The sequence below is a fragment of the Azospirillum formosense genome (genome assembly GCF_013340925.1).
In the GTDB taxonomy this organism is placed as follows: domain Bacteria; phylum Pseudomonadota; class Alphaproteobacteria; order Azospirillales; family Azospirillaceae; genus Azospirillum; species Azospirillum formosense.
Genome location: NZ_WHOR01000047.1, coordinates 1 through 20760, shown reverse-complemented (window position 1 = coordinate 20760; position 20760 = coordinate 1). Strand labels below are relative to the sequence as shown.

The window sequence follows — 20760 nt, the reverse complement described above, 5'->3', positions numbered from 1 at the left end:
AATCACCCCCGGAGCGACCGAGCAAACCATGCGGCGGGTCAAACTCGACCGAATTGACCGGCGGATTTTGCGCGACCTGCAAAATGACGGCCGGATGACCAACGTAGAACTCGCGAGGCGTGCCGGCATCTCTGCCCCTCCGTGTTTGCGGCGTGTCCGCGCCTTGGAAGAGGCGGGCTTCATCCGCGGCTATCACGCCGACATCAATCCCGACGCGCTCGGGTTCGGTGTCACCGTGTTCGCCCAGGTCGGCCTGTCCAGCCAAGCTGAAGTGGACCTAAAGAAATTCGAGGAACTCGTCAACTCCTGGCCCATGGTGCGTGAATGCAACATGCTGGCCGGCGAATACGATTTCCTGCTGAAGATCGTGGCGGAGGATTGGGACGACTACCAGCGCTTCCTGACCACGAAACTGACGGCGGCGCCCAACGTGGCGCACGTCAAGTCAGCCCTGTCGATCCGCACGTCGAAGCACACGCCCGGTGTGCCGATCGACGTCGACTCGCCGGACATCCCCGACTCGCTGGAGGATGACGACGAGGAGGACGAGAGCGAGTCCTCGACCCGGGTGGCGCGCCGCTGACGCGGCGCCTCACCGACGCCAAGTCTTTCCCGGACCGCCGGCACCGCCCCCAGCGTATGGGATGTGGTGCCGGCTGTTCGCGTTTCGGAAACACGGCCCTCGCGCAATTTTGGCCCTCCCGCAATTTTATAACGCTGAGCGTTTCCGAAAATGGATTTCTGCCCGTCTTCGCACGTGCGATGCTTTCCATGGCGAAGGTGCTAAACTCGTGCGACACCGATTTCGCCGATTTAGCCCGTGACCGGGAGACGATGATGGCCCCACCCCGCCGCCGTGCCCTTCCGCCGCGCCTTTTCCTGCCGACGCTGGCGCTCGCCGCAGGGCTTGCCCTTCCGCCCCTCCTCGGCTCTCCACCGGCCGTGGCGGCCACACCGGGCGTCCATGCGGAGGAAATCGTCCGCTTCCCCTCGCTCGACGCCGACCTCACCAGCGGCGCCCCGACGGCCCTGACCGGGCGCTTTCTGCGCCCCAAGGCCGCCGGCCCCTATCCCACCGTCGTCCTGCTGCATGGTTGCAGCGGGCTCTACGCCAAGACCGGGCGGGTGGCGTCGCGGCACATCGATTGGGCGCTGACGCTGCGCGAGCAGGGTTACGCGGTGCTGATGGTCGACAGCTTCGGCCCGCGCGGCGTGGCGGAGGTCTGCACGGTGAAGGATCGTCCTGTCCGGGCGTCGGAGGAGCGCAAGCGCGACGCCTGGGCGGCGCTGGCCTATCTGCGCGCGCGCAGCGACGTGGACAGCGAGCGCATCGCCCTGATGGGCTGGTCGCAGGGGGCGGGGACGGTGCTGGCCGCCTATGGGCCGGGCGGGCAGGGAAACGGCTTCCGCGCCGCCATCGCCTTCTATCCCGGCTGCCGGACGCCGCTGAGCGATGCCGATTGGCAGCCGGAAGGGCCGTTGCTGATGCTGCTGGGCGGCAAGGACGAATGGACCCCGGCCGAGCGCTGCCTGGAACTGGCGAGCCGCGAGCCGGTGAAGGAGCGCACCGAGGTGGTGGTCTATCCCGACGCCCATCACGGCTTCGACTCCCCCCATGCGCCGCTGCGCAAGCGCCGCAATCTGGCGACCGCCCCCGCGGGCGAGGCGACGGTCGGCACCGACGAGTCCGCCCGCAAGGACGCCATCGAACGGGTCAGCGCCTTCCTGGCGGAGCGGCTGCGGGGCTAGCAGGCTGTTCCAGAGATGAAAACAAAGGATGAAAACAAAGCGCCCCGCACCGGCTGTCGGTGCGGGGCGTTTCGGTTCGCGGTCGGTGGCGGGGCCGTGTCTTGCGAACCGGCCCCTTGAGCTTGAACCCGCGCTTACTTGAAGGCGACGGTGACGATCTCGTAGACCTTGGAGCCGCCCGGCGTGGAGACCTCCACGCTGTCGCCGACCGACTTGTTGATCAGCGCGCGGGCCAGCGGCGCCTGGATGGACAGCATGCCGTTCTTGATGTCGCTCTCGTCCTGGCCGACGATCTGGTAGGTGATCTCCTCGTCGGTGTCCTCGTCCGCGAGCGTGACCGTGGCGCCGAACTTCACCGCACTGCCGGACAGCTTCGTCGGGTCGATGACCTCGGCGCGGCTGATCTTGTCCTCCAGCTCCGCGACGCGGCCCTCGATGAAGCTCTGGCGTTCACGCGCGGCGGTGTATTCGGCGTTTTCCGACAGGTCCCCGTGCTCACGCGCCTCGGCGATCGCCTTGATGACGTTGGGCCGTTCGACAGTCTTGAGGTGCTTCAACTCCTCTTGCAGGCGGTTGTATCCCGCCGCAGTCATTGGAACTTTTTCCATCGTTCAATCCATCACCATGCCGACGCAGCGCCCTGGGAAAGCTACGGCGCGGCGGAGGAGGTCCGCCGCGCCGTAAACCGTCCTAATAGGAACCGCTAAGGTACGACTGCAACGGCGCGACTTCAAGGCTGCCGTTCCGGAGTGCGGCAATCGCTTCCACCGCCGCGCGTGCACCGGCCATGGTGGTGTAGTAAGGCAGGTTGTAGGTCAGCGCCGTGCGACGCAGGCTGAAGCTGTCGGACAGGGCCTGCGCGCCGTCCGTGGTGTTGATGACCAGATGCACCTCGCCGTTGATCATCGCGTCGACGATGTGCGGCTGGCCTTCCACCACCTTGTTGATCGACTCCGCCGGGACGCCGGCCTGGCGCAGCGCCGCCGCGGTGCCTGTGGTCGCCAGGACGCGGAAGCCCATGGCGTGCAGCTTCTGCCCGATCTGCACGGCCGACGGCTTGTCGCGCTCCTTCACCGAGATGAAGACGGTGCCCTGGACCGGCAGGGTGACGCCGGCGCCGAGCTGCGACTTGGCGAAGGCCAGCGCGAAGTTGTGGTCGAGGCCCATCACCTCGCCCGTCGACTTCATCTCCGGGCCGAGCACGATGTCGACACCGGGGAAGCGGGCGAAGGGGAACACGGCCTCCTTCACGGCGGTGTGCGGCGGGGTCGGGCCGTTCAGCGTGAAGTCGGCCAGCTTCTCGCCGGCCATGACGCGGGCGGCGATCTTGGCGATGGCGGTGCCGGTGGCCTTGGCGACGAAGGGCACCGTGCGGCTGGCGCGCGGGTTGACCTCCAGGATGTAGACCGTGCCGTCCTTGACCGCGAACTGGACGTTCATCAGGCCGACGACGTGCAGGGCGCGGGCCAGCGCCTCGCCCTGGCGGCCGATCTCGGCGATGGTCTCGGCGGGCAGCGAGTAGGGCGGCAGCGCGCAGGCCGAGTCGCCGGAATGGATGCCGGCCTCCTCGATGTGCTCCATGATGCCGGCGATGTAGACCTGGCCGGTGGCGTCGGCCACCACGTCCACGTCCACCTCGATGGCGTCCTGCAGGTAGCTGTCGATCAGCACCGGGTTCTTGCCCGACACCTTCACGGCGGTGCCCATGTAGCGCTTGAGCCCGGCCATGTCGTGGACGATCTCCATGGCGCGGCCGCCCAGCACGTAGGACGGGCGGATGACCACGGGGAAGCCGATCCGTGCGGCGACCGTCTCCGCCTCCTCCAGCGACCGGGCGAGGCCGTTGGCCGGCTGGAGCAGGTTGAGCTGGTGCAGCAGCTTCTGGAAGCGCTCACGGTCCTCGGCGAGATCGATGGCGTCCGGCGAGGTGCCGAGGATCGGGATGCCGGCCTTCTCCAGCGCGTCGGCCAGCTTCAGCGGGGTCTGGCCGCCGAACTGCACGATGCAGCCGAGCACCGTGCCGTTGCGCTGCTCGACGCGGACCAGCTCGATCACGTCCTCGGCGGTCAGCGGCTCGAAATACAGGCGGTCGGCGGTGTCGTAGTCGGTGGAGACCGTCTCCGGGTTGCAGTTGACCATGATGGTCTCGATGCCGGCCTCACGCAGCGCGTAGACGGCGTGGACGCAGCAATAGTCGAACTCGATGCCCTGGCCGATGCGGTTCGGCCCGCCGCCCAGGATGACGACCTTGCGCTTGTCGGTCGGGTCCGATTCGCACTCGGCGGCACCGGTGCCGTCGGTCTCGTAGGTCGAGTACATGTAGGGCGTGCGCGAGGCGAACTCGGCGGCGCAGGTGTCGATGCGCTTGAAGACCGGCGTGACCCCGGCGGCGCGGCGGGCCTCGGCGACCTCGGCCTCGCTCTTGCCGGCCAGCTCGGCCAGACGGGCGTCGGAGAAGCCCATCTGCTTCAGCGCCTGCCAACCGGCCTTGTCGGTCGGCAGGCCGCCGCTGCGGATCGCCTGCTCGCGGTCCACGATGGCCTTGATCTGCTCCAGGAACCACGGGTCGTACTTGGAGACCTGCTGCACCTCGGCGACGGTGAAGCCGTGGCGGAAGGCCTGGGCGATGACCAGCAGGCGGTCCGGCGTCGGGCGGGCCAGCGCGCCGCGGATCGCCGAGGCGTCCGGCGTGTCGCTGTCGCCGATGCGCACCTCGTTGAAGCCGGTCAGGCCGGTCTCCATGGAGCGCAGCGCCTTCTGCACCGACTCCTGGAAGGTGCGGCCGATCGACATGGCCTCGCCCACCGACTTCATCGAGGTGGTCAGCAGCGGCTCGGTGCCGGCGAACTTCTCGAAGGTGAAGCGCGGCATCTTGGTGACGACGTAGTCGATCGTCGGCTCGAAGCTGGCCGGGGTGGTGCCGGTGATGTCGTTGGTCAGCTCGTCCAGCGTGTAGCCGATGGCCAGCTTCGCGGCGATCTTGGCGATCGGGAAGCCGGTGGCCTTCGACGCCAGCGCGGAGGAGCGCGACACGCGCGGGTTCATCTCGATGACGATCAGGCGGCCGTTCGCGGGGTTCACCGCGAACTGCACGTTGGAGCCGCCGGTCTCCACCCCGATCTCGCGCAGCACCGCGATCGAGGCGTTGCGCATGATCTGGTATTCCTTGTCCGTCAGCGTCAGCGACGGGGCGACGGTGATCGAATCGCCGGTGTGCACGCCCATCGGGTCGATGTTCTCGATGGCGCAGACGATGATGCAGTTGTCCGCCTTGTCGCGGACGACCTCCATCTCATACTCCTTCCAGCCCAGCACCGATTCCTCGATCAGCACCTCGCCGACCGGGCTGGCGCGCAGGCCGCCGCGCACGATGTCCTCGAACTCGGCGCGGTTGTAGGCGATGCCGCCGCCGGTGCCGGCCAGCGTGAAGCTGGGGCGGATGATCGCGGGCAAGCCGACGAACTCCAGCGCCTCGGTCGCCTCCTGCATGTTGCGCACGAGGCGCGAGCGCGGCGATTCCAGGCCCAGCTTGTCCATGGCGTCGCGGAACAGGATGCGGTCCTCGGCCTTGGCGATGACGTCGCGCTTGGCGCCGATCATCTCCACGCCCAGCCGCTCCAGCGTGCCGTCGTCGGACAGGGCCATGGCGGTGTTCAGCGCGGTCTGGCCGCCCATGGTCGGCAGCAGGGCGTCGGGGCGCTCCTTCTCCAGGATCTTCGCCACCACGGCCGGGGTGATCGGCTCGATGTAGGTGGCGTCGGCCAGACCCGGATCGGTCATGATGGTGGCCGGGTTGGAGTTCACCAGGATGACGCGGAAGCCTTCCTCGCGCAGCGCCTTGCACGCCTGGACGCCGGAGTAATCGAACTCGCAAGCCTGGCCGATGACGATCGGCCCCGCGCCGATGATGCAGATGGATTTGATATCAGTGCGCTTGGGCATGGGTCCGCTTCTCGACGTTCGTGCAGCAAAAGCCCCCTCGCGCCATTGGCCCCCTGGCGGGGGCGCGGGTGTGAGGGGGCACGGATCAATATGTCGTTGCGAGGCCCCTTTATAGGGAACAAGGCGCAGCAGGGGAAGGGGTGGGATGATGCGCAGGCCACATGTCTGAAACATCGCCAGCGGGCGGCGAGGCAAGGCTTGAACCCGCGCCGAAAGGGCGTCATCAATCGGGGTGCGCCGGAAACCCGGCGCTTTCCGACATCGACCAGCGGGAGAAGCCCGCACACCTTGACCTGATTGCCGCCGGAGTTCGCGCCCCACGATGACCCACGCTTTCGCCAAGGACAGCCGCGCCTGCGCCGCCTGCGTTTCGTGGGGGGGCGACCGCGCCCTGTCGGACGACAACACGCTCGTCCACGTCGACCGCTACAGCGCGGAGGGGGAGTGCCGGACGGCGACCAGCCAGGATTACCGGAAGGTCACACGCTCCTACCACACCTGCCCGACCTGGGCGCCGCTGCCGATGCTGAAGAAGCATGGCGGGCGCCCGGAGCGCCAGCCGGTCTTCGCCAGCCGCCCCGCGCCCGCCGCGGCGAAGCCGGTCCTGGAGACTGTGGCGGCCGCGCCGGTGCGCGTGGTTGCCGCCGCCGCCGTTCCGCCGCCGCCGCCCGCGCCGCCGGTCTGCCGGTCGGAGCCGCTCGACCTCGACCAGCTTCCGCAGATCGCCAGCCTGCTTTACGTCCACTGGCGGCGGGTTCTCCGCGGACGCCCGATGCCGGAGGCGCGCGACATCGACACCGCGCAGATCCGCGAATGCGTGCCGCGCCTGTGCCTGATGGAGCCGCTGAACGGCGGCGAGGGCTTCCTCTACCGCGCCTGCGGGCGGGCGGTGCAGCGCCGGATCGGCCAGCGCGTGGTGCCGCGTCCGGTCGGCGACTGCCATCCCGCCGAGGCGGCGGCGCGTTTCAACGCCGACCTGCGCGCCTGCCTGAAGACGGGGGAGCCGCGCGGCCTTCTGGTGCGCGACGACCCGATGCTGCCGGGGGCGCGCTTCGTCGAACTGCTGCTGCCGCTGGCCGACGAGGACGGCCGCCCGGCTTGCGTGCTGGCTTTCCGGCACGTGCCGGGGGGCTGACGGAGGCGGCGGTGCCCTGGAGCGCGCAGCCCCCGCCGGAGTCTCCGATGCCGGTGCCCGGCGGTTCCAAGCCGGCGGGTGGCGCCGACATGGTGGGCGTCTGGCCGTCCGCCGTCTGGATCGTCGTCGGCACGCTCTTCTATCTGGAACACCCGCAGAGCTTCGCCGGTTGGAAGGGCGCGCTCTATTACGTGGTGGGTACCGCCGCCGTGGCGCTGGTGATCGGGCTGGTCAGCCTGAACCTGCGCCGCGCCGTCGCCGGCATGCTGGCCGAGGTGTTTCCCAGTCGAGACCGCTTCGCCGACCTCGTGAACCTGATGCTGCGGCTGATGCTGGCCACGGCGGAGGGCATGCTGGTGGCCCTGTTCGCACGCTGGACGCTGGGCGCGCTGGGGTAGGGTGATCCCTCGCCAACCAATCGGCGCTACACTGGGCGTCCCGGGACCGGTCGTCCTGGGGGGGAGGGGCGTCATGCAGAACCTGTCCGCCTATTGGTCGCACGCCGAACTGATCGCCAACGGCGTCATCCTGCTGCATCTGGTCGGGGCGCTGGTGCTCGGCATCCTGATGGGGTACGAGCGCTCCTTCCACGGGCGGGCGGCGGGGATGCGCACCTACGCGCTGGTCTGTCTCGCCGCGACGGCGCTGACCGTGGTCAACGCCTATCCCGGCCTGTGGTACGGCGGCATCGGGAGCGGAACCGGCGGGGGCGGCGATCCGACGCGGGTCGTCCAGGGCATCGTGACCGGCATCGGCTTTCTCGGCGCCGGGGTCATCATGCGGGAGGGCTTCTCCATCCGCGGCCTGTCCACCGCGGCGTCGATCTGGACGGCGGCGGCGATCGGGGTGACCATCGGACTGGGCTTCTACGCCGCGGCCATCGGTGCGGCCTTCCTGGTCATACTGGTGATGAGCGCCTTCCAAAGGCTGGAGGCGGTGCTGCCCCACCACACGGTGGTCCAGGTGATGCTGGTGTTCGAGCGCGAGCACGCGCCCCCGGCGGAGATGCTTCGCGTCAAGGCGCTGGAGCACGGCTACGAGATCGTGTCCTGGGCCTTCCATCTGCGCAACGGCAGCGGCCACCTGGAGTATCAGCTCACGCTCCAGGCCAACGGCACGCCGGACCCGATGGAGCTGATCGACAAGCTTGCCCACAGCAGCCGGGTGGTGGAGTTCCGCCTGTCGCCATCGCGCATGTGAGGGGCGGATGTGAGGGGCCGGCGCGCCTACTTGTCCAGCAGGAAATAGGCGAAGTCGATGCTGGGTGCGGCCAGCCCGAACTGTGTCAGCAGCGTGTGCGCCTGCCCACGGTGATGGGTCTGGTGGTTGAAGACATGGGTCAGCACCGCGGACAAGGGCATGGAGAAGGCTTGCCCGGCCAGAGAGTGGTAGTCGAGGTCCGCGGCGAAGCGGGCCTCCTCCTGCGCCTCCACGACGCTGATGAGGCGCTCGTCCTCCGCTTCGCGGGCGGCGCGCAACTCGTCGAAGCCGTCATACAGGATCTCGTCCAGGGCGAAGGGCGTCGGCCCGTCCCCCTCGATGCGGCGCAGCCACACCCGGTCGGCGACCAGGATGTGGTTCAGCGTTCCCCGCACCGAGCGGAAGAAGGCGCTGCGGTCCTCGCGGTACTGGGCGTCCGACAGCTCGGCCGCCACCGCGTAGAGGCGGCGGTTGGCCCAGCGGTTGTAGCGCGCGAACCGTTCGAAATGCGCCTTCATCGCCCCATCTCCTGCGTTTGAAGTCTCCTGTATTCAGACCCCGGCGCGCTTGGCCGACAGGCCGGCGGGGGACAGCAGCACCTCACGCTTGCCCTGGTGGTTGGCCTGGCCGACCACCCGCTCCGTCTCCATCCGCTCGACCAGACGGGCGGCGCGGTTGTAGCCGATCTGGAGCTGGCGCTGGATGAAGCTGACCGACACCTTGCCCTCGCGCACCACGAGGTTGACGGCCTGCATGTAGAGGTCGTCGCCGGAGTTGCTGCCGCCGCCTTCGTCGTCCTCGTCGGCGACCGCATCCTCCTCTTCCTCGGTGATGGCGGTGACGTAGTTGGGGGCGCCCTGCGACTTGATGAACTGCACGATCTCCTCGACCTCCGAATCGGAGACGAAGGGGCCGTGGACGCGGGTGATGCGGCCGCCGCCAGCCATGTAGAGCATGTCGCCCTGGCCGAGGAGCTGTTCCGCCCCGGCCTCGCCCAGGATGGTGCGGCTGTCGATCTTGCTGGTGACCTGGAAGCTGATGCGGGTCGGGAAGTTGGCCTTGATGGTGCCGGTGATGACGTCCACCGAGGGGCGCTGCGTCGCCATGATCAGGTGGATGCCGGCGGCCCGCGCCATTTGGGCGAGGCGCTGGATCGCCGCCTCGATCTCCTTGCCGGCCACCAGCATCAGGTCGGCCATCTCGTCCACGATGACCACGATGTAGGGGAGGGGCGTCGGCTCCTGCGGGGTCAGGTCGAAGACGGTCTCGGCCTCGCCGGGGACCGTGCGGCGGGGCATCGGTTCGCCGTTGGCGATCATCTCGGCGATGCGGGCGTTGTAGCCCTCGATGTTGCGCACGCCGAGCTTGGACATCGCCTCGTAGCGGCTCTCCATCTCGCGCACGGCCCAGCGCAGGGCGATCACCGCCTTCTTCGGGTCGGTCACCACCGGGGTCAGCAGATGCGGGATGCCGTCATAGACCGACAGTTCCAGCATCTTCGGGTCCACCATGATGAAGCGGCAGCGCTCCGGCGGCAGCCGGTAGAGCAGCGACAGGATCATCGTGTTGATGGCGACCGACTTGCCCGAACCGGTGGTGCCGGCGACCAGCAGGTGCGGCATGCGGGCGAGGTCGGCGACCACCGGCTCCCCGCTGATGTCCTTGCCGAGCGCGATGGCCAGATGCGCCTGCGATTCGGCGAAGGCCGCGTGGTCGAACATCTCGCGCAGATAGACCATCTCGCGCACCGGGTTCGGCAGCTCCACGCCGATCACGCTGCGGCCCGGCACGATGGCGATGCGGGCGGTGACCACGCTCATCGAGCGGGCGATGTCGTCGGTCAGGTTGATGACCGTGGCCGACTTGGTGCCCGGCGCCGGCTCGAACTCGTAGAGCGTCACGACGGGGCCGGGGCGCACGTCCATGATCTCGCCGCGGACGCGGAAGTTCCGCAGCACCGTCTCCAGCATCCGCGCGTTGCGGGCCAGGACGGTCTCGTCATGCTGCTGCGGCGGGCGCGGTGGCGGGTTCTGGAGAAGCGTGGTGCCGGGCAGGGCGTAGGGATCGTCCTCGCCGATGGGCTCGCCGAAGGATTCGCCATCCTCGTCCGCTTCCCCGTCCGCGTCGTCCAGCGCGACGGTGTCGTCGGCGTACCCATCCTCCTCGTCCTCATAGGCGAGGGCGTCGTCCGCCGCGTCGTCGGACTCCTCATCCCCGGGCAGGTCCTCGGCGTCGGGAATGAGGACGTCCTCCACCTCGTCCGGCGCGTCCACGGCCGCATCCGACGCCGGGGGCGGGACGATGGTTTCCGCGGGTCGCGCCTCATAGGCCCACTCGACGCCGGACAGGAAGGCGAAGCCGGCGACCACCGCCAGCGCCTCGTCGCTGAGGTTGGTCGAATAGACCGTGCCGGCCCGCGGGGTTCCGGGGAGCACCTCCACGTCCCACAGCAGCCGCCCGTCCGGGCGCGCGTTGGGGATCAGGTTGAAGGGGCGGCCGTTCAGCGCGCACCACAGATTGAATTCGTCGGCGGTGACGACTCCCGACTGGGTCGCGGGCGCGGTCAGGTGGGGCGTGCGCGGCGTCATGCCGGGGCTCCCGGTTTCTGTTCGGTGGAGAGGGATTCGTCGTCGTTGTCGTCGGCGGTCGCGGTGTCGGCCTTGGTGTCCGCGGTCCCGTCCGTATCGTCGTCGGTGTCGGCGTCCTCATCCGCAAGGGACTCGGATTCGTTGTCCACCGTGTCGTCCGCCTCCGGTCCGTCGTCATCCGGTCCGTCGTCATCCGGCCCGTCGTCATCCGGACTGTCGATCTCCACCTCCGCCTGATCCTCTGCCGGGTCGGGGGTGAGCACGGCGCAGGGCGGTTCGTCCGGCGGCAGTTCGTAGGCGGCGACCAGGATCTTGTCGATGGTCTCGCCGTCGCTGGACATCGGCAGGGCCAGCCGCTCCCAGGTCCGCATGACACCGCTGAAGTCGGCGGTGTAGACACGGGCGACCGGCAGCCGTTCGCGCAGGAGCGAGGCGTATTCGGGGCGCAGGATGGCCCGCTGCTCCTCCGGCAGATCGTCCAGCGTGGCGCCCAGGCGCGAATGCCCGAAGGCCGCGGCGAGCGACTGGCCGTAATAGGAATAAACGAAGTCGTCGTCGCCGATGACCTCGAAAATCACAATATTATCCTTCCACGGCCGCAGGTCGGCCGGGGCGATGCTGCTGGACACCGGCGGCTTCCCGCCGATGCATTTGGTGAGCCAGAAGTCAAGCAGGCCGCTCAGGTGCGGCGTCGCCAGCTCGGTTCTTTCCTTGATCATGGATTGGGCGCGGAATGTCTCGGGCGGCGCCCCGCGGGGCTACCCCCTGGAGCTTTCATGGACCGCCGGAACCATACCCGGAAGGGACGGGCAGGCGCAACCGCAAGGGACCGCCCCGTTCAAGCCGGCTTAACCCTGTCGCCCGGATGCCGCAGTGGCGGCGCGGGACGCTGTCCGCGTCGTTCAGCCCCCGCGCCGCAAGTGCGCGTCACGCCGCGCAGGTCACCCCGGTGCCGCCCAGCCCGCAATAGCCCGCGGGATTCTTGGACAGATACTGCTGGTGATAGTCCTCGGCGTAGTAGAAGGGCGGGGCCTCGCGAAGCTCCGTCGTCACCGGGCCGAACCCGGCCTGTTCCAGGCGGGCCTGATAGGACTCGCGGCTGGCCTCGGCGGCGGCGCGCTGGGCATCCGTGTGGGTGTAGATGGCCGAGCGGTACTGGGTGCCGACGTCGTTGCCCTGGCGCATGCCCTGGGTCGGGTCGTGCGCCTCCCAGAAGACGCGCAGCAGCTCCTCGAACCCGACCTTGGCCGGATCGTAGACGACGCGCACCACCTCGGTGTGGCCGGTGCGGCCGGAACAGACCTCCTCGTAGGTCGGGTTGGGCGTGTGGCCGCCCTGATAGCCGACCATGGTCGACCAAACACCCGGCACCTTCCAGAACTTGCGCTCAGCCCCCCAGAAGCAGCCGAGCCCGAAGTCGGCGACCTCCAGCCCCTCCGGATAGGGCGGGGTCAGCGGGTTGCCGTTGACGTGGTGGCGTGGTGGCACGGGAACCGGCGTGTCGCGTCCGGGCAGCGCCTCCTCCGCGCTGGGCAGCGCCAGGGGCTTGCGCATGAACATTCCGAGCATCTCGGCCTCTCCGATGGCGTAGGAGTTGGGAATGGGGATTTGGGGATTATGTCGGGTCGCCCCGCCCCGGAGGCAAGTCGTCGCCTTTGCGCGGGAGCCTTCCGCGGCCCCGCGTGTTTACCCTTCGGAATGTTCAGTCCAAGGTGGAACCGCGGGGAGAGAACGATGACGATCGACGACGCCACCCTCCAGCGCCTGATCGGCAAGGGGCGCCAGCACAACAACCGGCTCAGCGTCGAGCAACTCGGCCAGGACGTGCCGGTGGAAACCATGACCCCGGAAGAGGTCGCCGTGGTGGTGGAGCGGCTGGAGGCCGCGGGCATCGACGTGGAACTGACCGACGAGCGGTTGAAGCGCCCGCGCGGCGGCGGCGGTGGCGATTACCAGCGCGGGGCCGGTGTGGTCACCATCGCCAGCCCGGCGGCCCCCGCCGTGTCCGCCCCCGGCGCCCGCCCGTCCGAACATGGCTGGGCCGACGAGGGGCTGGGCCACGCCCACGGCGGGCATCACGGCTCCCGCCGGGCGCCGACCTGGGACCGCGGCGGGGTGGACATGCTGCCCATCGTCTCGGTCCTGGTCGTGGCGCTGGTTCTGATCATCGCCCTGGGCGGCTGAGGCCCGGCTTTCAGCCCGGCTTGGCCAGAGCGTGGATGAGGATGGCCGCGGTCGCCGCGACGTTCAGCGACTGGATGCGGCCGGTGCCGGGCAGGGTCAGGACGTCCTCGCAGGCGGCGAGGGTGGCGGGGGGAAGCCCGTCCTCCTCGTTGCCCAGCACGACGGCGGCGGGGCGCTCGCCCTTGGCGAGGGCCGCCGGGTCGGTGACCACCGCCCGGCCGCGGCCCAGCGCCGTTCCGGCCACCCGGTAGGATTCGCGCAGCCGCTTCAGGACCGCCGGCAGGTTGGCCGCCCGGTACAGCTCCACCCACTCGAATCCGCCCTCGGCCACCCGGTAGGCGGATTCCGACGGCAGGGCCTGTCCGGGATGGTCCGACACCACGACGCGCCGCAGGCCGAAGAAAGCGGCGGTGCGCAGGATGGCGCCCAGATTGTGCGGGTTGCCGACCCCGTCCAGGATCAGCAGCGGCTGCCCGTCCTTCGCCCAGCGCTTCGCCGCCTCGGTGTCGAAGGCGGGCACCGGGCGCGGCGCGATCAGCGCGACCACCCCGCCGTGCAGCACCGTCCCGGCGACCTTCGCCAGCTCGTCGGCCTCCACCATGCGGTAGGGTTTGCGCGCCGCCGCCATCGCCTTGCAGAAGTCGCCGGTCTTCGCCTTCAGCCGCTCCTCGAAGAACAGCCGCTCGACCCGCGCCGCGTCATGGGCGAACAGGGCGGAGACGGCGGACAGGCCGGCGACGCGGAACAGCTTTCCCGGCTCCTCCCGCGGCGGCTCCTCCCGGCGCACCTCCTTGCCGGCGCGGGCCGGACCCGGACGCGGGGAGCGGGCAGGGGACGGGACGGGCGGACGGCCGCGCGGGGTCGTCGGCTTCGGCATGATGGTCTCGGGGGCTTGCGGGAACGGGCCGGCATTCTGGACCAACCCGTTCCCGAACTCAAAGCCCTCAGTGGTTTTCCCGGGCCATTCAATTGCCGAGCGGCGCCGCGTGAATGTGGAGCAAGATCGACACGGATTTCACGGACCTGGGCACGGATTTCACGGATTCTTCGATCCGGACCGGATTCAGGCGCATCGGCCGGAGCCGTTTCGTGAAATCCGGTTTCGATCCGTGAAATCCGTGTTGATCGTTGCCCGCGTTTCCTGCCCGCTCCTTTCATGAGGACCGCGCTCAATGGTCGCCGTTCTTGCTCCGCGCGTAGCCTGCGTAGGCCGCGGCAGCCGCCGCCGCGACCCCGGCGACGAGCAGCGGCGACACCCAGGCGGGCGGCGGGGTGCGGAAGCCGCCGGTGACGCCGCGGCCGCGCTCCACCGGGCTGAACAGGTTGCCGTCGCTCGGCGCGGCGGGTGGGGTCCGGCTGAAATGGCGGTGGGCGCCGTAGCCGGCGATCTTCTCCATCAGGCGCGGCGCCACCGCGTGCCCCAGCCGGGTCAGCGGCGTCATCGCCCCGACCATCGCCTGGGCGCGCGGGCGCAGGGCGAGGGACAGCACGGTGTCCGCCACGTCCTGCGGATCGTCGTAGAAGGGGCTTTCCGCGTCCAGTTGATGGCCGGTGTAGTTGGCGCCGTGGGACATGCCCGGCGTGTCGGTGAAGAAGGGATAGACGCCGCAGACATGGACGCCCGGCGCGTCGACCAACTCCGCCCGCAGGCTTTCCAGAAGCCCTTCCAGCCCGAACTTGCTGGCGGCGTAGGCGGCGGCGTAGGGGGCGGGCGCCCAGGCCCCGACCGAGACGGTGTTGATGAGCACGCCATGCCCCTGCCGGCGGAACAGCGGCAGCACCGCGTGGGCGGCGTGCAGCGGGCCGAACAGGTTGGTCTCGACGACGCGGCGGTGCGCCTCCAGCGGGGTGTCCTCGAACCGTCCGACGGCGCCGACCCCGGCGTTGCTCACCCAGACATCGATGCCGCCGTACACCTGCATCGCCCGGTTGGCCAGCCGGAGGACCGCCTGGGCGTCGGTGACGTCGGTGGGCACCACCTCGGCCTCGCCGCCCAGCTCCCGGCATTCCTCGGCGACCTCGCCGAGCAGGGCCTCCCGCCGGGCGGCCAGCACCAGCCGGGCGCCCTCCCGCGCGAAGGTCAGGGCGGTGGCCCGCCCGATCCCGCTTGATGCTCCGGTTACGACCACCACGGCCCCGCGCACGCTGTCCATCCATCCTCTCCCGTCAATGCCTCGATGCGGCATCAACAGGACAGGACGGCCCGGCGTCGCGGCGCTGTGGTCGGGTTGCCGTGGATCAGATCAGCTTGATCGCCAGGAAGCCGCCGATCAGCGCGACGGCGAAAGCGGTGGTGACCAGGGTCAGCCGCTTCTCGATGAAGGCGCGCACCGGCTCCCCGAACCAGTAGAGCAGGGCGGCGACCAGATAGAAGCGGATGGCCCGCGACAGGATCGAGGCGCCGATGAACACCCAGATGTTCAGCTTCGCCACACCCGCGGTGATGGTCAGCAACTTGTAGGGGATGGGCGTCATGCCCTTGATGATGAGAATCTCCGCGCCGTATTCGACGAAGGTATGGCGCAGCGTCTCGAACTGGGCTTCCAGGTGGTAGAAGTCGATGACCGCCTTGCCGATGGCCTCGTACAGGAAATAGCCGATCATGTAGCCGGCGACGCCGCCCACCACCGAGGCCAGCGTGCAGATCGTCGCGATCCGCCACGCGGCCTGCCGGTTGGCGAGCACCATCGGCACCATCAGGATGTCCGGCGGGATCGGGAAGAAGGAGCTTTCCGCGAAGGAAACCCCCGCCAGCCAGGTGGTGGCGTTCTTCGAGGCCGCCTTGGCCATCGTCCAGTCGTAAAGGCGCTTCAGCATGCCGGTCGCAGCCCGTGTTGTGCCGGTGAGGGAAGACCCTGTTTTAGCGGGGGACCGTGTCAACGGCTACGACCAATTCGGGGCGGCCCCGGAAAGGCTAAGCCATCGGCCTAGCGGGACGCGGGCTTGCTCCCGGATTCGGCGGTGTCCGGTTCCGCCTTCTCAGGGTCGGCGCGCGACACCGGATCGCAGTCGCCGTCGCGGGACCCGCCGGGATGGCCGCCGGGCATGCCGCGGTAGCGCGTGTCCGGGTTGGACCCGCCGCCGCCGCTCTGCTCGTCGCAGAGAGGCTCGATGTCGGTCTTGTGATTGTCCTTGGGCTCGGCGCCTTTTTGTCCTGCGGTGTCGTCGGCCATGGCCGTTCTCCGGCTGCGGGAGTGGAAACCGGGCAACAGGCCAGCGCCGCCGCGGTTCCCGCCTCGCTGACGCTCACTTCGTCGCGGTTTCCAGATAGGCGATCAGATCGGCCCGGTCCTCCGGCTTCGCGACACCGGCGAAGGCCATGCGGCTGTCGGCGATGACCGCCTTCGGGTTGGCGAGATAGGGGTCGAGCGTCTTGGCGTCCCACGCGATGCCGGAGGCCTTCAGCCCCTCGGAGTAGTTGGCGTAGGTGTCCACCGTGCCGGCCTTGCGCCCGAACAGCCCGTGCAGCGTGGGGCCGACGCGGTTCTTCCCCGCCTCCACGGTGTGGCAGGCCTTGCACTGGCGGAACAGCTTCTCGCCGTTCGCCGGATCGCCGTCGGCCAGGGCCGGGAGCGGCGCCGCGGCAAGAAGGAGCAGGGCGGCAAAAGCGGTGCGGGCGGCGGTGCGCATGGGTCGGGGGCCTCCTTCGTTTCGCCGCGGCGGAAGGTCGCGGCGTCGAGGGAGACTTTACGGATCGCCGGACTCCGGGCCATTGGACTTTGGACCAGCGGAGTCCGCACCCTTTTCGAGCGCCGCCTCCGGCTTCAGCGCCTCGTCCAGCCAGGCGAGGTGGGGCGCGGCGGCGCGGCGGGCCTCCTCCTCCATGCGGCGGTAACGGGTGATCACCTCCTGCCCGAAGGCGGTCAGGCCGGTCCCGCCGCCTTCCCGTCCGCCGACGTTGGTGCGCACCACCGGCTCGCGGAAGGCGGAGTTCATGGTTTCCACCAGGAACCACGCGCGGCGGAAGGACATGCCGAGCGCCCGTGCGGCCGCCGAGATGGAGCCGGTGCGGTCGATCTCCTCCAACAGGGACACCTTGCCGGGGCCGATGGCGCCGGAGGGGTGGAGGAAGCGCAGCCGGATGTCGGTCGTCATGTCCTGAAGTCTCGCCGGGAAACGGAAGGGGCTCCGCCCAAGGTAGCATCTGCCGCCCGGCGGTCAGTCCCGAATTTGGGGCGGGCCGCGTCTGCAACCAAAGTCGAATTTACCGGCCTTCCCCGAAACCGCGATAACGGCGGGGCGCTGTGACGGATACCGATCATCGGACGAACGGACACAGGGCGCACAACCCGCCAAACGTCATTCCACGACTTTCAGTTCGGGCAATCCGCTTCGGGAGGAAACCGCCGTGATCCATCAGGCCCTGGAAACGCTCAGCAAACAGGTCGCCATCCGGCCGCGCTACGACAACTTCATCGGCGGCCAGTGGGTGGCGCCGACGAAGGGCCAGTATTTCACCAACCTGACCCCGATCACCGGCAAGCCGCTGTGCGAGGTCGCCCGCTCCACCGCGGAAGACATCGAGAAGGCGCTGGACGCCGCCCACAAGGCCAAGGACGCCTGGGGCCGCACCTCCCCGGCGGAGCGCGCGCGCATCCTGAACAAGATCGCCGACCGCATGGAGGAGCGTCTGGACGTCCTGGCGCTGGCCGAGACGCTGGACAACGGCAAGCCGATCCGCGAGACGACCCACGCCGACCTGCCGCTCGCCATCGACCATTTCCGCTACTTCGCCGGCTGCGTCCGGGCCCAGGAAGGCACCATCGCGGAAATCGACCACACCACCTACGCCTATCACTTCCATGAGCCGCTGGGCGTCGTCGGCCAGATCATCCCGTGGAACTTCCCGCTGCTGATGGCCGTGTGGAAGCTGGCCCCGGCGCTGGCCGCCGGCAACTGCGTCGTGCTGAAGCCCGCCGAGCAGACCCCGATGGCCATCATGGTCATGATGGAGATCATCGGCGACCTGCTGCCCGACGGCGTCCTCAACGTCGTCAACGGCTTCGGCATCGAGGCCGGCAAGCCGCTGGCCCAGAGCCCGCGCATCGCCAAGATCGCCTTCACCGGCGAGACGACGACCGGCCGCCTGATCATGCAGTACGCGGCGGAGAACATCATCCCGGTCACGCTGGAGCTGGGCGGCAAGTCGCCGAACATCTTCTTTAACGACGTGATGGCCGACGACGACGAGTTCCTGGACAAGGCGCTGGAAGGCTTCGCCATGTTCGCGCTGAACCAGGGTGAGGTCTGCACCTGCCCGTCGCGCGTCCTGGTGCAGGAAAAGATCTACGACAAGTTCATGGAGAAGGCCGTCGCCCGCGTCGCCGCGGTCAAGCAGGGCAGCCCGCTCGACCCCGCGACGATGATCGGCGCCCAGGCCAGCATCGACCAGCTCGAGAAGATCCTCTCCTACATCGACATCGGCAAGGCCGAAGGCGCCAAGGTGCTGATCGGCGGCGAGCGCGCCCACCTGGGCGGCGAGCTGGAGAGCGGCTACTACGTCCAGCCGACGGTCTTCGAAGGCCACAACAAGATGCGCATCTTCCAGGAGGAGATCTTCGGGCCGGTCGTGTCCGTGACCACCTTCAAGACCGAAGAGGAGGCGCTCGCCATCGCCAACGACACGCTCTACGGCCTGGGCGCCGGCGTGTGGAGCCGCGACGGCAACCGCGCCTTCCGCATGGGCCGCGCCATCCAGGCCGGCCGCGTGTGGACCAACTGCTATCACCTCTACCCGGCCCACGCGGCCTTCGGCGGCTACAAGCAGTCGGGCATCGGCCGTGAGACCCACAAGATGATGCTCGACCACTACCAGCAGACCAAGAACCTGCTGGTCAGCTACAGCCCGAAGGCTCTGGGCTTCTTCTAAGCGTCCTGTCTCCTCCCTGACGACCTTTGGGCCGGCGGCCATTCGGCCTCCGGCCCTTTTTTCTCATCCGACGGGCCATTCACTCGGGAGTGTCCGCCCATGGTCGAACGAGTCGTCGCCACACCGGCGGCCCTGGCGCTGATCGAAAAGCTGCGCGGGCTCTACGGGCCGCTGTTCTTCCACCAGTCCGGCGGCTGCTGCGACGGCAGCGCGCCGATGTGCTTCATGGACGGGGAGTTCCGCCCCGGCGGGCAGGACGTCCGGTTGGGGGAAATCGGAGGCTGTCCCTTCTACATGGGAGCGGCGCAGTTCGAATACTGGTCGCACACCCAGCTCATCATCGACGTGGTGCCGGGCCGCGGCGCCAGTTTCTCGCTAGAGGCGCCGGAGGGCGTGCGCTTCCTCACCCGCTCGCGCCTGTTCTCCGATGGCGAGGTGGAGGCGCTGCGCTCCGATCCTGGCGATATGACGAAAAAAGCATAGCGCTGTTTCGTGGAATGCGGTATCCAGGATTCGACTTTGGGACTTTCCCAGTCGGCACGGCCGCCGGGCGGTCTGATCCGTGTTCAGACCGGCTCCCCCGCGTGGTGGTGCATATGGAACCGAACTCAGGCGCTTTCCGCGACGGCGGAAAGCGCCTTTTTCGTCGCGTGGGAAACAGTCCCGCTCCGGACCTTAGACCATGGTCGCATGCCCGCACCCCCGCGCCGGCTTTGCCCGGCGGGCGGCGCTGAAGTAACCTATAGGTCATCCGCCCACGTTTCCCGGCCGGCCTTCCGGTGTCGGGTGGCTGTCTGGGGTGTTGGATGCCATGCCGATGCTTTTCGGGACCCGCATTGTGACCAGCCAACCGGCCTCGGACGCTCTTCTCTCCGATGCTCCGCCCAGCTCCCCCTCGCCCAGCCCGTCCCTGCCGCGGGCCGTCTCGACGGCGGAGGACGCCCGCGCCGCCGCGCGTGACCTGTTCGAGGGGCTGTGCGGGCCGAACCCCGCCGCCGCGGCGGAGCTGGAAATGGTGCTGGTCTTCTGCTCCGCCCATTACGACCAAGTGGAGCTGGCGGCGGCCCTGGCCGAGCTGTTCGGGCCGGTGCCGGTGGTCGGCTGCACCACGGCGGGCGAGATCACGCCCTTCGGCTACGCCGCCGGATCGCTGGTCGGGATCGGCTTCCCGCGCGCCGACTTCACCATCGCCACCCAGCGCATTGACGACCTCGACCGCTTCTCCATCGCCGAGGCGCCGCGCGTCCTGCGCAGCCTGATGGAGCAGCGCGACGTCGCCCTGGCCGCCCGCGCCGACGCCTTCCCCGACCATGGCAGCTTCGCCTTCCTGATGATCGACGGCATGTCACGGGCGGAGGAGATGGTGGTCAGCGCGCTGCACAGCGTCCTGATGGACATCCCGCTGTTCGGCGGTTCCGCCGGGGACGAGCTGCGGTTCGAGCGCACCTTCGTCCTGCACGAGGGGCGGTTCCACACCAACGCCGCCGTGCTGATGCTGGTCACCACCGCGCGCCGCTTCGTGGTTTTCCGGACCGAACATTTCGTGGCGTCCGATGCCAAGATGGTGGTGACCGGCGCCGATCCGCAGCGCCGCATCGTCACCGAGATCAACGCCGAGCCGGCGGGCCGCGAGTACGCCCGCATGGTCGGGCTGGAGGGGGAGCCGCTGACCCCCCTGATCTTCGCCGCCTATCCCGTCGTCGTGCGGGTCGGGGGCGAGTACCATGTCCGCTCCATCCAGAAGGTCAACGACGACGAGAGCCTGACCTTCTACTGCGCCATCGACGAGGGCATCGTGCTGACCGTCGCCCGCGGCGTCGACCCGGTGGAGAATCTGGAGGAGATGATGCGCAAGCTGGCCGCGGAGGTCGGCGGGCCGCCGGACCTCGTGCTGGGCTGCGACTGCATCCTGCGCCGGCTGGAGCTGGAGCAGCGGCAGCTCAAGCACGTCATGTCGGCCGCTCTGGCGCGGCACAACGTCATCGGCTTCTGCGCCTACGGCGAGCAGTACAACGCCATGCACGTCAACCAGACCTTCACCGGTGTCGCGATAGGTGCGCGATGACGCTCATCTTCGACTGGCGGGAACCGTC

Annotated in this window: 21 protein-coding genes; 9 read left to right on the top strand and 12 right to left on the bottom strand. The window is 69.0% G+C overall.

All coding sequences use genetic code 11. The features are described 5' to 3' along the window. Positions 1 to 28 precede the first annotated feature (28 nt). Together GBZ26_RS09050 and GBZ26_RS09045 are read left to right on the top strand one after the other, a co-directional pair. A complete protein-coding gene (locus tag GBZ26_RS09050; RefSeq protein WP_174438551.1) occupies positions 29 to 583 on the top strand; it encodes an Lrp/AsnC family transcriptional regulator in 555 nt (184 codons plus the stop codon). 188 nt (positions 584 to 771) lie between these two features. After that, a complete protein-coding gene (locus GBZ26_RS09045) occupies positions 772 to 1749 on the top strand; it encodes a dienelactone hydrolase family protein (protein ID WP_247884789.1) in 978 nt (325 codons plus the stop codon). A 134-nt stretch (positions 1750 to 1883) separates the two neighbouring features. Here GBZ26_RS09045 and greA read toward each other — a convergent pair whose 3' ends face one another. Together greA and carB are read right to left on the bottom strand one after the other, a co-directional pair. Then, complete coding sequence (greA, locus tag GBZ26_RS09040) at positions 1884 to 2357, bottom strand: transcription elongation factor GreA (RefSeq protein WP_081862970.1); 474 nt, start codon at positions 2355 to 2357, stop codon at positions 1884 to 1886. Positions 2358 to 2439: 82 nt separating this feature from the next. After that, positions 2440 to 5691 (bottom strand): carbamoyl-phosphate synthase large subunit, encoded by a 3252-nt coding sequence (carB, locus tag GBZ26_RS09035; RefSeq protein ID WP_174438550.1) that lies wholly within the window; start codon positions 5689 to 5691, stop codon positions 2440 to 2442. A gap of 322 nt (positions 5692 to 6013) precedes the next feature. On the opposite strand from carB, the gene GBZ26_RS09030 reads away from it, so the two are divergent. From GBZ26_RS09030 to GBZ26_RS09020, 3 genes are all read left to right on the top strand, one after another. Continuing rightward, positions 6014 to 6826 carry a PAS domain-containing protein gene (locus GBZ26_RS09030; protein WP_174438549.1) on the top strand — a complete coding sequence of 271 codons (813 nt, stop codon included), beginning with the start codon at positions 6014 to 6016 and terminating at the stop codon, positions 6824 to 6826. 47 nt (positions 6827 to 6873) lie between these two features. Continuing rightward, positions 6874 to 7224 (top strand): hypothetical protein, encoded by a 351-nt coding sequence (locus GBZ26_RS09025; protein ID WP_174438548.1) that lies wholly within the window; start codon positions 6874 to 6876, stop codon positions 7222 to 7224. A gap of 73 nt (positions 7225 to 7297) precedes the next feature. Then, entirely contained in the window at positions 7298 to 8026 is a 729-nt protein-coding gene (locus GBZ26_RS09020) for an MgtC/SapB family protein (protein ID WP_174438547.1), read from the top strand. Positions 8027 to 8052: 26 nt separating this feature from the next. Here the strand turns inward: GBZ26_RS09020 and GBZ26_RS09015 are convergent, their stop codons facing one another. The 4 genes from GBZ26_RS09015 to msrA form a co-directional block, all read right to left on the bottom strand. Beyond that, positions 8053 to 8544, bottom strand: a complete 492-nt coding sequence (locus GBZ26_RS09015) for a DinB family protein (protein WP_174438546.1) — start codon at positions 8542 to 8544, stop codon at positions 8053 to 8055. Between the two features lie 33 nt (positions 8545 to 8577). Further along, a complete protein-coding gene (locus tag GBZ26_RS09010) occupies positions 8578 to 10614 on the bottom strand; it encodes a DNA translocase FtsK (protein WP_174438545.1) in 2037 nt (678 codons plus the stop codon). Further along, positions 10611 to 11333, bottom strand: a complete 723-nt coding sequence (locus GBZ26_RS29915) for a PAS domain-containing protein (protein ID WP_211104661.1) — start codon at positions 11331 to 11333, stop codon at positions 10611 to 10613. Before GBZ26_RS29915 ends, GBZ26_RS09010 begins: the two co-directional genes overlap by 4 nt. A gap of 208 nt (positions 11334 to 11541) precedes the next feature. Further along, positions 11542 to 12183 carry a peptide-methionine (S)-S-oxide reductase MsrA gene (msrA, locus tag GBZ26_RS09000; protein WP_211104660.1) on the bottom strand — a complete coding sequence of 214 codons (642 nt, stop codon included), beginning with the start codon at positions 12181 to 12183 and terminating at the stop codon, positions 11542 to 11544. 165 nt (positions 12184 to 12348) lie between these two features. On the opposite strand from msrA, the gene GBZ26_RS08995 reads away from it, so the two are divergent. Next, a complete protein-coding gene (locus GBZ26_RS08995; protein ID WP_174438544.1) occupies positions 12349 to 12798 on the top strand; it encodes a hypothetical protein in 450 nt (149 codons plus the stop codon). A gap of 10 nt (positions 12799 to 12808) precedes the next feature. Here GBZ26_RS08995 and GBZ26_RS08990 read toward each other — a convergent pair whose 3' ends face one another. The 6 genes from GBZ26_RS08990 to GBZ26_RS08965 form a co-directional block, all read right to left on the bottom strand. Further along, positions 12809 to 13675, bottom strand: coding sequence for a TrmH family RNA methyltransferase (locus GBZ26_RS08990; RefSeq protein ID WP_246653653.1), 867 nt, complete (start codon positions 13673 to 13675; stop codon positions 12809 to 12811). A 292-nt stretch (positions 13676 to 13967) separates the two neighbouring features. Beyond that, positions 13968 to 14951 carry an SDR family oxidoreductase gene (locus GBZ26_RS08985; protein ID WP_174438542.1) on the bottom strand — a complete coding sequence of 328 codons (984 nt, stop codon included), beginning with the start codon at positions 14949 to 14951 and terminating at the stop codon, positions 13968 to 13970. Between the two features lie 85 nt (positions 14952 to 15036). Then, on the bottom strand, positions 15037 to 15615 hold the full coding sequence (locus GBZ26_RS08980) for a YqaA family protein (RefSeq protein ID WP_014241343.1): 579 nt from the start codon (positions 15613 to 15615) through the stop codon (positions 15037 to 15039). 110 nt (positions 15616 to 15725) lie between these two features. Next, positions 15726 to 15971, bottom strand: a complete 246-nt coding sequence (locus tag GBZ26_RS08975) for a hypothetical protein (RefSeq protein WP_174438541.1) — start codon at positions 15969 to 15971, stop codon at positions 15726 to 15728. 73 nt (positions 15972 to 16044) lie between these two features. Then, positions 16045 to 16428, bottom strand: a complete 384-nt coding sequence (locus GBZ26_RS08970) for a c-type cytochrome (protein ID WP_174438540.1) — start codon at positions 16426 to 16428, stop codon at positions 16045 to 16047. A gap of 57 nt (positions 16429 to 16485) precedes the next feature. Beyond that, on the bottom strand, positions 16486 to 16893 hold the full coding sequence (locus GBZ26_RS08965) for a winged helix-turn-helix domain-containing protein (protein ID WP_174438539.1): 408 nt from the start codon (positions 16891 to 16893) through the stop codon (positions 16486 to 16488). A gap of 253 nt (positions 16894 to 17146) precedes the next feature. Here GBZ26_RS08965 and adh point away from each other — a divergent pair, with 253 nt between their 5' ends. From adh to nosP, 3 genes are all read left to right on the top strand, one after another. Then, positions 17147 to 18667, top strand: coding sequence for an aldehyde dehydrogenase (gene adh, locus GBZ26_RS08960; protein WP_174438538.1), 1521 nt, complete (start codon positions 17147 to 17149; stop codon positions 18665 to 18667). 99 nt (positions 18668 to 18766) lie between these two features. Then, positions 18767 to 19150, top strand: coding sequence for a DUF779 domain-containing protein (locus GBZ26_RS08955; protein WP_038529350.1), 384 nt, complete (start codon positions 18767 to 18769; stop codon positions 19148 to 19150). Positions 19151 to 19478: 328 nt separating this feature from the next. Continuing rightward, complete coding sequence (nosP, locus tag GBZ26_RS08950; RefSeq protein ID WP_174438537.1) at positions 19479 to 20732, top strand: nitric oxide-sensing protein NosP; 1254 nt, start codon at positions 19479 to 19481, stop codon at positions 20730 to 20732. Positions 20733 to 20760: the final 28 nt, after the last annotated feature.

Bases quoted from the DNA above. Each gene is read 5' to 3' on its own strand.
- GBZ26_RS09050 (WP_174438551.1), top strand. From the start codon at position 29: ATGCGGCGGGTCAAACTCGACCGAATTGACCGGCGGATTTTGCGCGAC.
- GBZ26_RS09045 (WP_247884789.1), top strand. From the start codon at position 772: ATGGCGAAGGTGCTAAACTCGTGCGACACCGATTTCGCCGATTTAGCC.
- greA (WP_081862970.1), bottom strand. From the start codon at position 2,357: ATGGAAAAAGTTCCAATGACTGCGGCGGGATACAACCGCCTGCAAGAG.
- carB (WP_174438550.1), bottom strand. From the start codon at position 5,691: ATGCCCAAGCGCACTGATATCAAATCCATCTGCATCATCGGCGCGGGG.
- GBZ26_RS09030 (WP_174438549.1), top strand. From the start codon at position 6,014: ATGACCCACGCTTTCGCCAAGGACAGCCGCGCCTGCGCCGCCTGCGTT.
- GBZ26_RS09025 (WP_174438548.1), top strand. From the start codon at position 6,874: ATGCCGGTGCCCGGCGGTTCCAAGCCGGCGGGTGGCGCCGACATGGTG.
- GBZ26_RS09020 (WP_174438547.1), top strand. From the start codon at position 7,298: ATGCAGAACCTGTCCGCCTATTGGTCGCACGCCGAACTGATCGCCAAC.
- GBZ26_RS09015 (WP_174438546.1), bottom strand. From the start codon at position 8,544: ATGAAGGCGCATTTCGAACGGTTCGCGCGCTACAACCGCTGGGCCAAC.
- GBZ26_RS09010 (WP_174438545.1), bottom strand. From the start codon at position 10,614: ATGACGCCGCGCACGCCCCACCTGACCGCGCCCGCGACCCAGTCGGGA.
- GBZ26_RS29915 (WP_211104661.1), bottom strand. From the start codon at position 11,333: ATGATCAAGGAAAGAACCGAGCTGGCGACGCCGCACCTGAGCGGCCTG.
- msrA (WP_211104660.1), bottom strand. From the start codon at position 12,183: ATGCTCGGAATGTTCATGCGCAAGCCCCTGGCGCTGCCCAGCGCGGAG.
- GBZ26_RS08995 (WP_174438544.1), top strand. From the start codon at position 12,349: ATGACGATCGACGACGCCACCCTCCAGCGCCTGATCGGCAAGGGGCGC.
- GBZ26_RS08990 (WP_246653653.1), bottom strand. From the start codon at position 13,675: ATGCCGAAGCCGACGACCCCGCGCGGCCGTCCGCCCGTCCCGTCCCCT.
- GBZ26_RS08985 (WP_174438542.1), bottom strand. From the start codon at position 14,951: ATGGACAGCGTGCGCGGGGCCGTGGTGGTCGTAACCGGAGCATCAAGC.
- GBZ26_RS08980 (WP_014241343.1), bottom strand. From the start codon at position 15,615: ATGCTGAAGCGCCTTTACGACTGGACGATGGCCAAGGCGGCCTCGAAG.
- GBZ26_RS08975 (WP_174438541.1), bottom strand. From the start codon at position 15,971: ATGGCCGACGACACCGCAGGACAAAAAGGCGCCGAGCCCAAGGACAAT.
- GBZ26_RS08970 (WP_174438540.1), bottom strand. From the start codon at position 16,428: ATGCGCACCGCCGCCCGCACCGCTTTTGCCGCCCTGCTCCTTCTTGCC.
- GBZ26_RS08965 (WP_174438539.1), bottom strand. From the start codon at position 16,893: ATGACGACCGACATCCGGCTGCGCTTCCTCCACCCCTCCGGCGCCATC.
- GBZ26_RS08955 (WP_038529350.1), top strand. From the start codon at position 18,767: ATGGTCGAACGAGTCGTCGCCACACCGGCGGCCCTGGCGCTGATCGAA.
- nosP (WP_174438537.1), top strand. From the start codon at position 19,479: ATGCCGATGCTTTTCGGGACCCGCATTGTGACCAGCCAACCGGCCTCG.